This is a genomic window from Candidatus Binatia bacterium, assembly GCA_029243485.1.
Lineage (GTDB): Bacteria > Desulfobacterota > Binatia > UBA12015 > UBA12015 > VGTG01.
The window spans coordinates 157,913-170,314 of sequence record JAQWRY010000064.1 but is presented as its reverse complement, the minus strand read 5'-3'; the positions used below and the strand labels follow the sequence as shown (position 1 = coordinate 170,314).

The window sequence follows — 12,402 nt, the reverse complement described above, 5'->3', positions numbered from 1 at the left end:
CCCACCGTGGCCATCTCACCCCCCACAAAAACACACACCCCCGCGACAACCCACCGTCCCCACCCCAGAGCAGCGGGTTTAGGGGAGTTGCGGCGAAGGTGCCGGGGGCGCAGCCCGGGAGCCACGTGTCGCGGTCGAATTTACGGTTGGGATGGTCGAGGGGGGCGACGCGGGTGCCGTCGGCGAAGTAAATGACGGTCATGACCTCGCGCATGGTTTCGGTGGCGTTGAGCGGGGCGCAGTGGAGGGTCCAGCCGGCGTGGAAGCTCGCGTCGCCGACGGCCAAAGCGCCGTCGCTGCGGCAGGGGAGCCTCCGGTCGTGGATCAGCCGGTCGAACTCGCGCTGCGAGTCGTCGCCGATGGGAAAGTCGCCGAGACTGCCGAGGAGGTGGGAGCCCGAAGCGAACGTCATCGGGCCCATCTCGGGGCGCACGTCTACCAGCGGCAGCCACAGTGTGATCGTGTGCCGCGTCTCGAGTGGCCAGTAGAACTGATCCTGATGCCACGGGGTGAAACCGCCGCCCGGCTCCTTGAAGAGCGCCTGGTCGTGATAGAGCCGCACGGCGTCGACTCCCATGAGGTCGGCCGCGACCTTCGCGAAACGCCGCGCGAAAACGAGCGCCCGAACCACCGGGTCATGCCGCCAAAGATTGAACATCTGGATGAACGCCTTGCCGTAGGTCTCACGTTCCTCGAGCGGACGGTGATCCACCCGCCCCTTCTCTCCCACCGCCAAAACAGCCGGGCGAAACGACTCGATCTCCTCGGCCTGCGCGAGGCCCCGAACGACGACGTGCCCGTCGCGCCGAAACGCCGCTACCGTGGAGCGTTCGACATCGACGACATTGGAGAGATTGGGGAGATTGGGGAGCGCCACGATTCTCTACCTCCCGGCTACGGCGTGACGATCGGGAAGTTCGCCTCTGGCGACTCCAACAATCCAAAGAAGCCCAGAAGTGTCATCCGACTTCCCTCGACGCTGAGGTCGTCGGAGAACACCAGCTCCTTCACGCCGGCCTGCCCCGTGGCCAGCTGAAGCCACAAGTCACGCGTGAGACTGAGGGTCGCGTCGGCGTCGGGATCCGGGTCGGCCTCGCGATAGTTCAGCACCCCGTTCTCCAACTCGAGGACGAACGAGCGGTCCAGGTCCGTGAACACGAAGTTGATCTTCATCTTCTTGCCGTCGGCCGCGGAGCCGTCGATGCGTGCGGCCATCGAGTCGAAAAAGCGATTCACCGGCATTTCCCGCAGCAGGTTTCCGGCCGTCTTCAGATCGATGGCACTCCCGCTCACCCCATTGCGGAGTTCGTACGCACCGGTCAGATACACGTCCCGCCAAGGCCCGGACTCCGCCTGGTATCCGAGTTGGTCGTACGTCTGCGCCAGAAGGGCCCGTGCCGCCGCGTTGCCCGGCTCGGCGAAGACGACCTTGTCGAGCGCGGTCGCAGTGAAGCGATACTCCCCGGCATCGTAGGCGACCTGCGCCTTCTGGAGCACCGCGTCCGCGCCCCCCATGAACTCGACGTACTTCTTCGCCTCCTCGACCGGCGGCAACGGATCCAGATTGGCCGGGTTTGCGTCGTACCACCCGAAGTAGAACTGATAGACAGCCTTCGAGTTGTGCCTGAGCGTGCCGTAGTAGCCCCGGTTCGGGAAGGACTTGGCCAGCGACGGCGGCATCTCGATCTGCTCGGCGATCTCGCGCGGGGTATTCCCCGCGTTCGCCAGCCGCAACGTCTGATCGTGGATGAACTTGTAGCCGTCGCGCTGCTTCTTCAGGTAGTCGATCGATTCCTCGTTGCCCCAGGTCGGCCAGTGGTGACTGGCGAACACGACCTCGGCATCGCCAAAGCGGTCGATCGCCTCGCCGATGTACCCGCTCCACAACAATGCGTCGCGGACCTTCGCGCCGCGCAGCGTGTAGAGGTTGTGCATGTTGCGCGAAACGACCTCGGCTCCGCAGAACGCCTTCCTCTCCGGGAGGTAGAACGTCAGCTCGGCGGGCGCCTCGGACTCCGGCGCATACTGAAAAATGAACTCGACCCCGTCGATCTCCATCTTCTGCGGCGTGTGGTCGATGATGTCGGTCGGCTGGAGGATGCCAAAGCTACCTCGAGCAGGAGACTTGCCGAGCCCCGAGTCGACGTGCCCGCGAGGGCCGCGCTCCAACGCGAAACCGTACATGAACGACGCGCGCCGCCCCATCGCGATGCCCGCGAGCACGTTCTCGCTCGTCGCCTCGTCGGCAAAGTCCTTCGGCGCGATGACGCGGATCTTGCCAGACGCGGCATCTTCCGCCGACACGACAGCGGGCATCCCTCCGAAATGATCGATGTGACTGTGCGTTAGAATCACCGCTTTGATCGGCGCTTCGCCGAGATGCTTCTTCGCAAGGTCCAACGCCGCCTTCGCAGTCTCGACGGTAGTGAGCGGGTCGACAATGATCCACCCTTCGTCGCCCACGATGATCGACATGTTCGAGAGATCGTAGCCGCGCACCTGGTAGACGCCGTCCGCGACTTCGTAGAGACCGTGCTTGTTGTTCAGCTGGGCTTGCCGCCACAAGCTCGGGTTCACGCTATCGGGCGCCTGCCCCTCTTCGAACGCGTAGGCCGACGTATCCCAGACGGTATTGCCGTTCACATCCTGGATCACCACCTGCGGCTCGCGAGCGATCAGGCCGCGCTCGGCATTCTCGAAGTCGGCCTGATCCGAGAGATCGATCGCCTTCGCCGCTGCTGTGTTGGCCCGGCGCGTGTGCTCGGTGGGCGCCACGTTGCCCTGCGTCCCAGATTCTCCTGGACTGCTCGGCCCAGACGAGTCCCCACTACAGGCCGACACGAGGAGAAGACCCGTCAGAAGCGCGGCAAGATTGCGTGATTTCATCCTGATGCGATAAGGCCGAGGTCGGGTCGACGCAAGGAGCCCAGCGGCCACCGAAAAGATCGACGCAACGCGACGTCAATTCCTTCATACGCAGACACCACTTTGTAGTCCGCCGCCGTTTGCCAGCGTCCATGCGGATAAAACAGCGACCGCAAAGCCATTAGGGAGGTTAGTCCCGATGCTCGCACGAACTACCGCACTCTTATCCGTCGCCGTACTCTTCTTCACGGCGTCATTTCCCGCGTACGCGCAGGAGACGCCAGACGAGCTGACTTCCAACGAATGGCGGTGCGAGCGTCAGACCGCCCGCTCGACGGTCGACGCGGCGGCCGGAACGACGGATTGCATCCTCGAATGCGAGCAAGCGGCGAAGACCAATCCCCTGCGGAACTGCCAGGGACCATTCGGCTTCGACACGACGACACAGCTCTGCCTCTCTCGCGCGCAAGCACAGCCCGAAATCCGAATGCTGCGGAAGTGCGCCGCCGAAGATTGCCCCGAGTGCTACAATGGCGGAGACTGCAGCTCGTTCCGCAACTTCTCGCTCTTCCAGGGCGTCTCCCACAGCTCGGAGCGGATGCGCCTGATCGCGTGCGACGACACCGCCTCGCCGGACGGTCTGAATCCGAAGGAGGAGCGCTGCCGACACCAGCTCGCGCAGGCGGCGGACCGACTGCAAGTCCAACTCCGCCGCTGTTTCGACGATTGCCAGGGACGCCGGCGCCGAGGGACGGCCACCGAGGAATCCTGTCGCACAGACGCCCTTCTCACGGGAGACGCCGACGACAAGCTCGAGCGCTGCGCCTACAAGGCTCGCGTCCGGTTCTTGCGCTCCTGCCTCGACTGCGACGACGAACCCGAGTGCTTCAGCCCGCAGTTCCCCCGCGGCAGCTGCCCCGACCTCCTCGCACTAGTCGAAGACCAGGCGCAGGAAGACGAAGAGGCGCTCTTTTGCGTCGACCAACCACGCTGCGGTGATGGGTTCGTCTCCGGAACGGAGCAGTGTGACTTCCTGTCCTTCCCGCACTCCTGCGGCCAGAACGAGGAGTGCAACTCATCTTGCGAGTGCGAAGCCTTCCCAGTCTGCGGAGACGGTCTGATCAGCGGCTTCGAGTTCTGCGACGCCAGCGCAACGCCGACCGGATGCCCCGCCGGCGACGCGTGCGTAAACTGCGACGGCTGCGCGCCGGATGTTTGCGGGTCAGCCACCACCGTCGGGCCAAACGGCGGCCGGTTCTTCGGCTCCACGTCCGGACAGAACTCCACAACCGGCTTCTGCGGCGGAAACGGCCCCGAAGACGCCTACCGCTGGACGCCGGACCGGAGCGGCCTCGCTCTCATGGATACCTGTGGCTCCAACTTCGACACCGTGCTGCACGTCCGCCAGGACCGGTGCGACCAGTTCGGCCCGCACCGAGCCTGCAACGATGACGCGTGCGGACTGAGTTCCCAGGTCGCCTTCAACGTCCAAGCGGGAACGACCTACTACGTCTTCGTCGACGCATTTAATTCGGACGGAGGCGGCTCGTACACGCTGCTGATCGATCCCCCAGGCGACATCTACGGCTCTCCGCAGCGGGCGTTCCTACAGAGCACAGCCTGTCTCCTGGACTAGGCGGGGAGCGACGTGCGAACCCGACGACCCCCCTCTCTCCGAATCCTCACGGCCACACTTTCGCTGGGCACCGCGCTCTGCCTCGTTACGAGCGCCGGCGCGACCTTCGAGAGTGGCCACGTGCGCCCCCTCGCCCTGTCGCCGGATGGCAGCCGACTCTTCGCCGTCAATACGCCGGATCATCGCCTCGAGATCTTCGACGTGACACCCGGCGGCCTCGTTCACGCCGGCTCCGTCTCGGTCGGGCTGGAGCCGGTGGCCGTAGCGGCCCGAACCGACGACGAAGTCTGGGTCGTGAACCACCTCTCCGACTCGGTCAGCATCCTCGACGTCGGCTCCACCCCGACGCGCGTGACGCGCACGCTTCTCGTCGGCGACGAACCCCGCGACCTCGTGTTCGCAGGTCCGACCGATGGTGCCGGCCACTTCGAGCGCGCCTTCATCACCACGGCCCGACGCGGACAGAACTCTCCCATCGACCCACTCCTCACCGCCGAAGGCACGCCGCGAGCACTCGTGTGGGTGTTCGACACGACCAATCTCGGAACGAGCCTGGAGGGAACGGCGGAAACAATCCTCGAACTCTTCGGCGACACCCCCCGGGCGCTCGCCGCTACCGCCGACGGCAGCACCGTCTACGCCGCCGTCTTCCACTCCGGCAATCAGACGACCGCGCTGTCGGAAGGCGCGGTCTGCAACGGCGGGAGCGGCGCAGGCGCATGCGCCCTCGATGGGATTCAGATTCCGGGCGGCCTCGGGGGCGCCCTAGTCCCCGGAGGGCTCCCCGCGCCGAACTTGAACACGCAAGGAATCAACGGTCCCGAGGTCGGCCTCATCGTAAAGCTCAACCGGAGCAACGGACTCTGGGAAGATGAGCTGGGTCGCAACTGGACAAACGCGGTGCGCTTCGACCTGCCGGATCTCGACGTCTTCTCGATCGACGCGGACGCGGGAACGCCCGTCGAGACCGCAAGCTTCGCGCACGTCGGAACGATTCTCTTCAACATGCTCGTGAACCCGGCGAACGGAAAACTCTACGTGACCAATACGGAAGCGCGGAACGAAGTGCGCTTCGAAGGCCCCGGCATTCTTGGCACGACGGTTCGTGGTCGACTTCACGAAGCCCGCATTACGGTGCTCGACGGCACAAACGTGGACGCGCGCCACCTCAACAAGCACATCACCGCTCTGCCTCTCGGCTACGCCACGAATCCGATGCCCGCTGCCGTAGAGGACAGTAGCCTCGCCACCCCGATGGGCATGGCCCTCTCGAGCGCAGGCACGCTGTACGTCGCGGCCTTCGGCTCCAGCAAGATCGGCATCCTCGACAGTGCGGCGATCGAGAACGACACGTTTGTTCCGAGCCCGGCGAGCCATATCGAACTGTCCGGCGGCGGCCCGTCCGGCCTGGTGCTGGACGAGGCCAACGGCAAGCTCTACGTCCTCACTCGATTCGACAACGCCGTGAAGGAAATCGATACAGCCAGCGCGACCGAGACCGCCGCCCACTCGCTACACAGCCCGGAGGCCGAGGTGGTGAAAGACGGTCGACGGATTCTGTACGACGCGCGCTTCACTTCGAGCAACGGCGAGTCGTCCTGCTCGAGTTGTCACGTGTTCGGCGACTTCGATAGCCTCGCGTGGGACCTGGGAAACCCCGACGATGTCGTCGCTCCCAACCCGAACCCCTTCTTCTCCATCGGCACCGGCGTGCCCTTCCACCCGATGAAGGGCCCGATGACCACGCAAACGCTGCGCGGCATGGACGACCACGGCCCGATGCACTGGCGCGGAGACCGCACCGGCGGCAACGCGACACCCGCCGGCGACCCACTCGACGAGAAGCTCGCCTTCGAGGCGTTCAACCTCGCATTCGAGGGCCTGATCGGGCGCGACGAGGGCGAGATCCCCGAAGCCGACATGTCGGACTTTGCCGACTTCATTCTGCACGTGAAGCTCCCGCCGAACCCGATCAAGAGTCTCGACAACCAGGATTCACCAGCCGAGGCCACCGCGCGCGCCCTCTGGTTCGGCCGAACCACGGACGTCGTGAACAACTGCAACGGGTGTCACGAGCTGAATGCCACGCAGGGATTCTTCGGCGGGAACGGCGGCTCGAGTTTCGAGAACGAAACGCAGGAGTTCAAAGTCCCGCACCTGCGCAACATCTACCAGAAGATCGGAATGTTCGGCATGCCCGGCATCCCGTTCCTGAGCGTCCCCGTCGCAGGCCGCCAACATCAGGGGCCGCAGGTGCGTGGCTTCGGTATGCTGCACGATGGCGCGATCGACACCGTCTTCCATTTCTTCCGCGCGACCGTGTTCAGCCTCAGCGAGACCGAGCAGCTTCAACTCGAGCAGTTCGCGCACGCCTTCGACACGACATACGCCCCGATCGTCGGCCAACAGGCCACGCTCACGAGCACGAATGGAGCGACGGTCGGGCCGAGAATCGATCTGATGATCGCCCGCGCGCTAGCCCCGTTCGACCTCGTGAACCAACCCGGGGCGACCGAGTGTGATCTCGTCGTGAAGGGCAACGTCGCCGGCGAGGCCCGCGGGTTCCTCATGAACCCCGTAGGGATGTTCGAAGCCGACAGACTCTTTGACCCGTCGCTCTCCGACGGTGCGCTTCGAGCTCTCGCCGTCGGCGGACAGGAACTGACCTACACCTGTGTCCCGCCGGGGGCGGGTCTCCAGATCGGCATCGATCGCGACGGCGACGGTTCGTTCGATCGCGACGAGACCGACGCCGGCACCGACCCAGCGGACCCGAGCAGCTTCCCGGGCGCCACGAACGACAGCATGCTCATCGGCGATCGGATCCAGATCCAGAACCGGGCACCGGACGACGAACAGAAGAACAAGATCGTCCTCGTATCGAAAGATCCGACGATCACGACCCCACCCCCGGGCGGGCCAAACGACCCGCGCTGCGGCGCCGACCCCATCGGCACCGTGAAGTCGCGCCTACAGGTTTCGAGCGCGACGAGCGGCCAGAGCCATCTCACCGACCTGCCCTGCCAGAACTGGGCACTCCTCGGCTCCACCGCGAACCCGCGCGGGTACCGCTACAAGGATCCGCAACTCGACGACGGCACCGTGAAGAGCGTGGTCTGGCGCAACGGCAAGGTGTGGAAGGCGGCCCTGCGCGGCAAAGGCCCGAGCGTACTCGACTACGATCTCAAAGTTGCCGTATCCGAAGGCGAAGTCACGGCGTCGTTCCGCAGCGGCCTCGAGCGCCTCTGCATCGCATGCACTGCACCTCTCGGACAAGACGGTATCCTCGGAAAGCTGTTCCGCGGCCGCACCTGCCCCGCACCACCAAGCTGTTCTTGAGCTATGGCGCGAGCGCGGAAGAGGGACACCTCTCTACGACGCTCTGCCCTTGATGAGTTCGGGATGGAAGGTCTCAGCCATCCGCTTGAACCCGTCCTTCCAACCGACCGTCGTCGCGCCGGCGATTTCCACCATCTTCGTCGTATCGACCGCCACACTTCCGATCGTGCGGTCCGTTACGACGAAGGACGCCTCGAGGCCCGTGAGCTTACCGAGATAGCCACACCAGTCCTCGATGCTCACGGTTTCGGTCCCCGCCCAGTTCACGATGGTCGCGGGCACGGCCGCCGCCTCGAGCAGCGCCGGCACCTGCGCGATGATGTCGTCTTCATGAATCGGGTTATAGACACACGGGCGCTCGGGGTGGAGCGGGATCGGCTGTCCCGCGATCATCATCTCGAGATGAAAGATCGGCCAGCCGCCGTTTTTCCCGTACGGAACGTTCAACCGAGCGATCGTCGTCGGCAGATTCCACTGCCGCGCCGAGAAACGAGCGACCGCTTCCGCCGAGATCTTCGCGATGCTGTACGTCGGGATCATCACCCGGTGATTGTCCCCGAGGGGATCCGTCTCCCGCAGCTTGTGAGCTCCGGCATGTTCGTAGACGCCCGTCGTCGAACAGTGGAGGAACGCTTTCGCGCCACGGCAGCGCGCCATCAGGAGTCCGACCCCCTCCGCATTCGCGGAGAGATCCGCATCGAAATCACCCTTGGGGCTCTTCGCCACCGCGAAGTGCGCCACGTAGTCGACGTCTTCCGGAACCGTATCGAGATCGCCCGATGCCAGATCCCCCTTCACGCAGGTGACTCCGACCGCTTCGAGCCGTTCCCGATCGGCGTCTTTCGCAAAGCGAGCGAGCCCGAACACCTGGTTGTTCTGCGCGAGTGCTTTCGCGACGGGGAAGCCGACCTGCCCCGTCGGCCCGGTCACGAGGATCTTCTTTCCTTCGAGCGTCGTCATTTCGTTCTCCCTGAGTCGTTTCCGTGTGCGCCGCGTGCCGCCGCCGTGGCTCCGGCGAGGCGACCGAACATCAATCCATCACCGAGCGAAACGCCGCTCACGTATCCATCGGCCGCGATCCCCGACGTCGTGCGGCCCGCGGCGTACACGCCTTCGACCGCGCTACCATCGGGGCGAAGCACCTCCCCGCTCGGCAGCGTGTGTAGCCCACCCAGCGTGAACGCGGCGTAGACGCAGCCGCGCGTCGTCACATTGATCGCTCCGAACGGCGGTTTATCGAGCGGGACCACCAAACTGTCTCGCTTGTGAAACACGGGGTCCTTTCCATCGCGCGCGTGCCGGTTATAGAGCTCCATCGTTGCGACGAGTGCCCCGGCGGGCAGATCGAGCGCCTGCTCCAGCGCTTCCCAGCTCTCCTCGACGACCTTGGCCTCCATGAAGGCCTCGTTCACCACGTAGGTCTCGGCATCGACCAGGTGCCAGCATCGCCCTTCCTGCTCCCGGAGAGCCCGCTGACCGATGAGGCCGGCGTAGGCATCCTCGTTGAGGAAGCGCTGGCCGCGCTGGTTCACGAGAACGCCTTTACAGATGTTCTTCGGCGGGTACAGAGGGATCGTGATGCTCGCGGCATCCATGCGAATCGCGTCGGCGCCAACCGCCATCGCCAACAGGATCCCGCTCCCGTCGTCGTTCTCCGTTCCGACCTTGTAGTTCGCCTTCGCGACCTGGGGTGCGTACCGCTCGATCATCTCGGGATTCGAGATGAACCCACCCGCCGTGAGGACGACACCGCCCGCCGCACGCACGCAGACGTCGCCTTCCACGCGATGGGCGACAAGTCCAACAACGCACCCTACCTCATCGACGACGAGCCGATCGACGCGCGCGTCTTCCAGAAGCTCCGCACTCGTGCGACCGAGCGCCTCGAGAAGCTTCTGCATGAGGAATCCGCCGCCCGCGCCCGGCGTCTGTGCCTTGTGCGCGCGCGGAGCCGGCTTCGCGATCTCCTCGTAGGGCCAGCCGTCTTCTCCGCCGGAGTATACGAGACAATCGTCGGTCGGCGGCTCCTTGCCCGGCTCCGGATAGGTGCTGCGCTTGAACGGCACGCCGTGGCTCTCGAGCCAGTCAAAGAGCTCGACGCTGCGGTCCGCGAAGATGCGAATCTTCGCTTCGTCCGGCCCCGGTCCGCAGGACGCCATGAGGAAACGGAACATGTCTTCCGCCGTATCCTCGATCCCGCACGCCTTCTGCACCGCGGTGCCGCCACCAAGGTAGATCAGGCCACCGGAGTTGGCCGACGTTCCGCCACCGCCGCTCGTGCGCTCGATCGCGAGGACACGAGCCCCGCTCTCGCTCGCCTCGATCGCAGCCGCAACGCCGGCGCACCCGAGCCCGACGACCGCCACATCGACCTCGTAGTCCCAAGAAGTGATGGACGAGGCGGCGACGGCCTCTCGGTCTCGAAGTTCTCTCAATGTCGGCTCTCCCTGGGGGCGTTCGTTGCTTTGCGTCGCGCCCTCGCGGCGGTCAGGCGCCGAGAGAGAGTGACAGGGGGGAAATCGCAACGAACGCCCCCGAAATCAACCCGGCCGAGTCGACGGGAGAGCCCCACCCCCAGGGCCGCGGGTGGGGTAGCGCTGCGCGGGGGCGTCCGGCGAAGCAGGCGGCCTCAATGGTGCGGTGGATCGAAGACCAGTTTCCTATACCGCCAGGCGCGCCGCCGGAGATGCTTGATGAGACAGGAGACCACCCCCGTCGTCGTTCGCGTCCTCGGCAGGGATCACGAGGGAGGCGCCTCGTACCGCGCCGACGTTGTCGAACCAGTCCTGATCGGTCGGGAGCACGGCGTCGCCTCCGAAACTCACATCCCAAGTCGACTTACCGGAGCCGTCCGGCGACGAAGACCAATTACCAAAAGCCGTGGATCGAACCGGGGACCGATCCACAAACCGGCTGGTCGCAGTCGGTAGGGATACCGCGCAGCTCTTCGACCGAGGGGACCCGCCAAACGCAATGCCCAGCGAAGCAGCCCGAGCTCTGGACGCCATTCTCGCCGCGGCTGGTGTTCAGTTGGCGCAGGAACAGGGTGAACGCAGAACCGTCGGGGTGGTACGGATTGTTCGGCAGCGACCACTGGTACCGGTTGGTCACCAGGTGCGGATCGTTGCAGGGCCCGCCGGTGCCCAGCTCTCACTGCACCGCCTGACCGGTGTGGTGCCCGGTCTTCAGCTCCCACATCAGCCCGGTCGTGTTGTCCGTCGCGGCGCTATCGCCATTGTCCTTCCAGCGATCGACTTCCTCGCAGAAGCTCGACTGCTCAAAGCCCGGCGACCCCTTGTCCCAAGTGAAGCGAACCTCGCCTTCGCAGAGCTCGGTGCTCGAATCCTCATTCAACCAGCGGCGCAGCTCTTCACCCCTGGCGAGGGTGATCTCGTAGATCTTTCGAACGCGACCGTCGATTACCTCGGTGTCGTGGACCAGGACGAACGCATCCTTGGAGAGCTCACATAGCGCATAGGCATGCATTGGGGCCCAATCCAGCAGACCGAGAAGCGTGTGGCGGATCGACATGCGCGGTCGACGACTCTCAGTTCGACCCCGGTTGTCACGGAAGAGCCTACTCGGAGCGCTCCGAGTCGAGGAGCGGCTTCTTCTCGAAGCCGGCACCGAAGCCGGTCTCTTCGAGATGTGCCAGGAATGCGGCGACCGCCCGGTCGCTAGGAGCCTCCGGCCCCGCCCAGCGCGTCGCGACTTCCGATTCGAGCACCTCGGGCAATACCTGCGGGAACAGCGGCCCTCCGAGCCGATCGCCCGGTTCCAGCCCATGGTCCCACAACAGCGGCATGGTTGCGTGGCGCGGCGCGAACGTGACGTCGTCTCCGCAGTACCGAAACGCCAACGCGCGGCGGTCGCGGTCCTGCGACGCGTTGCCCCCAGAGCCGTGCGCAACGAGCGGGCCGAAAACCAGTACGTCACCGGGCTCCATGTCCCAACCGAGCAGTTCGTGCTCCCGGCGCAACTGACTGAAGTCGGGCGCGGCCTCGAGATCCGTATCGGCCATGTACGGGTCGTGGTTCGGGGTGACCGCCTTGTAGCGCTTCTCCCACTTGTGCGACCCGCGGACGAACTCGAGCCCACTGGACGCGCGCGACACGGGGTCGAGAGTGATCCAGAACGACGCGACTTGCGTCCCGGCGACCGGCCAAAACGGCAAGTCCTGATGCCAAGGCGTGTCGATCGGGCTACCGGCTCTCTTCACGAAGAACTGCTCGTAGAAGAATTGGACCGAAGTCGAGCGCAAGATCTGATTGGCCAGCTCGGGCAGGCACGAGAAGAGGGCCAGATCGCGAAAGGCGTCGTGCAGCTTCCACACAAAGACGTCACCGTGGAAGCCGTCATCCGGCATGCTGAGCGGACCGCCGATGACCCCGGACTGAGCGAGAACGTCCTCCAACGCATCCCGCATGTGGTCTACCGTGGCCTTATCGAGCAATCCCCGGGCGCAGATGGCCCCGTCGGCCTCCAGCGCGGTCAATTCTTCGGGGCGGAGGCGTCGCCTCGGTGCCGCTCTATCCGGGAATTTCATCGCCAATTCGCCGCCC

General features: G+C 65.1%; 10 protein-coding genes. 2 read left to right on the top strand and 8 right to left on the bottom strand.

Features of this window, described 5'->3' with window-relative positions; all coding sequences use genetic code 11:
- Positions 1–877, bottom strand: an 877-nt coding sequence (locus tag P8R42_19140; GenBank protein MDG2306724.1) for a phytanoyl-CoA dioxygenase family protein, incomplete at its 3' end; no start/stop codon positions are given.
- A gap of 17 nt (positions 878–894) precedes the next feature.
- A complete protein-coding gene (locus tag P8R42_19135; protein MDG2306723.1) occupies positions 895–2,886 on the bottom strand; it encodes an alkyl sulfatase dimerization domain-containing protein in 1,992 nt (663 codons plus the stop codon).
- Positions 2,887–3,064: 178 nt separating this feature from the next.
- Here P8R42_19135 and P8R42_19130 point away from each other — a divergent pair, with 178 nt between their 5' ends.
- Together P8R42_19130 and P8R42_19125 are read left to right on the top strand one after the other, a co-directional pair.
- Entirely contained in the window at positions 3,065–4,501 is a 1,437-nt protein-coding gene (locus tag P8R42_19130) for a hypothetical protein (GenBank protein ID MDG2306722.1), read from the top strand.
- Between the two features lie 12 nt (positions 4,502–4,513).
- The gene (locus P8R42_19125; GenBank protein MDG2306721.1) at positions 4,514–7,840 is read left to right on the top strand and encodes a hypothetical protein; all 3,327 of its coding nucleotides are present in this window, start codon (positions 4,514–4,516) and stop codon (positions 7,838–7,840) included.
- 33 nt (positions 7,841–7,873) lie between these two features.
- On the opposite strand, the gene P8R42_19120 is transcribed toward P8R42_19125, so the two are convergent.
- From P8R42_19120 to P8R42_19095, 6 genes are all read right to left on the bottom strand, one after another.
- Positions 7,874–8,800 (bottom strand): NAD(P)-dependent oxidoreductase, encoded by a 927-nt coding sequence (locus P8R42_19120; protein MDG2306720.1) that lies wholly within the window; start codon positions 8,798–8,800, stop codon positions 7,874–7,876.
- The gene (locus P8R42_19115) at positions 8,797–10,275 is read right to left on the bottom strand and encodes an FAD-dependent oxidoreductase (GenBank protein ID MDG2306719.1); all 1,479 of its coding nucleotides are present in this window, start codon (positions 10,273–10,275) and stop codon (positions 8,797–8,799) included. Before P8R42_19115 ends, P8R42_19120 begins: the two co-directional genes overlap by 4 nt.
- Positions 10,276–10,500: 225 nt before the next feature.
- A complete protein-coding gene (locus P8R42_19110; protein ID MDG2306718.1) occupies positions 10,501–10,644 on the bottom strand; it encodes a hypothetical protein in 144 nt (47 codons plus the stop codon).
- A 64-nt stretch (positions 10,645–10,708) separates the two neighbouring features.
- The gene (locus tag P8R42_19105) at positions 10,709–10,951 is read right to left on the bottom strand and encodes a hypothetical protein (GenBank protein MDG2306717.1); all 243 of its coding nucleotides are present in this window, start codon (positions 10,949–10,951) and stop codon (positions 10,709–10,711) included.
- Positions 10,952–10,990: 39 nt separating this feature from the next.
- Positions 10,991–11,371: a hypothetical protein gene (locus tag P8R42_19100; GenBank protein ID MDG2306716.1), complete on the bottom strand. Its 381-nt coding sequence runs from the start codon at positions 11,369–11,371 to the stop codon at positions 10,991–10,993.
- Between the two features lie 46 nt (positions 11,372–11,417).
- Entirely contained in the window at positions 11,418–12,386 is a 969-nt protein-coding gene (locus P8R42_19095) for a phytanoyl-CoA dioxygenase family protein (protein MDG2306715.1), read from the bottom strand.
- Between the last annotated feature and the right edge of the window lie 16 nt (positions 12,387–12,402).

Bases quoted from the DNA above. Each gene is read 5' to 3' on its own strand.
- P8R42_19130 (MDG2306722.1), top strand. From the start codon at position 3,065: ATGCTCGCACGAACTACCGCACTCTTATCCGTCGCCGTACTCTTCTTC.
- P8R42_19135 (MDG2306723.1), bottom strand. From the start codon at position 2,886: ATGAAATCACGCAATCTTGCCGCGCTTCTGACGGGTCTTCTCCTCGTG.
- P8R42_19095 (MDG2306715.1), bottom strand. From the start codon at position 12,386: ATGAAATTCCCGGATAGAGCGGCACCGAGGCGACGCCTCCGCCCCGAA.
- P8R42_19120 (MDG2306720.1), bottom strand. From the start codon at position 8,800: ATGACGACGCTCGAAGGAAAGAAGATCCTCGTGACCGGGCCGACGGGG.
- P8R42_19100 (MDG2306716.1), bottom strand. From the start codon at position 11,371: ATGTCGATCCGCCACACGCTTCTCGGTCTGCTGGATTGGGCCCCAATG.